Below are 286 nucleotides of genomic sequence, written 5' to 3' on the forward strand. Positions count from 1 at the left end.
GGTTGTTCTCGTACGGGTTCTTCACCGGCTGCTGGCGCGTGTAGCGCCAGATCTGCCGGCCGTTCTTCGCGTCGAGCGCCGTCACGGTCAGCGGATTGCCGCTGCCGGTCACGTACATGATCCCGTCCACGACGATCGGCGTCGCCTCGAGGATCGAGTCGCCGGGAATCGGCGCCGCCCACCGCGCCTGGAGCCGGCCGACGTTGGTGGTGTCGATCTGTTTCAGCGCGGAGTAGTGCGTGCCGCGGTAGTCTCCCCAGAACATCGGCCAGTTGTGCGGTTCTTT

General features: G+C 66.1%; 1 protein-coding gene. It reads right to left on the reverse strand.

Features of this window, described 5'->3' with window-relative positions; all coding sequences use genetic code 11:
* Positions 1 to 265 (reverse strand): outer membrane protein assembly factor BamB family protein (locus ACG01O_RS22255; protein ID WP_474102679.1); only part of this gene is annotated, 265 nt, incomplete at its 3' end.
* Positions 266 to 286 lie beyond the last annotated feature (21 nt).

Source organism: Pelomonas baiyunensis, assembly GCF_043555935.1.
GTDB lineage: Bacteria > Pseudomonadota > Gammaproteobacteria > Burkholderiales > Burkholderiaceae_C > Pelomonas > Pelomonas baiyunensis.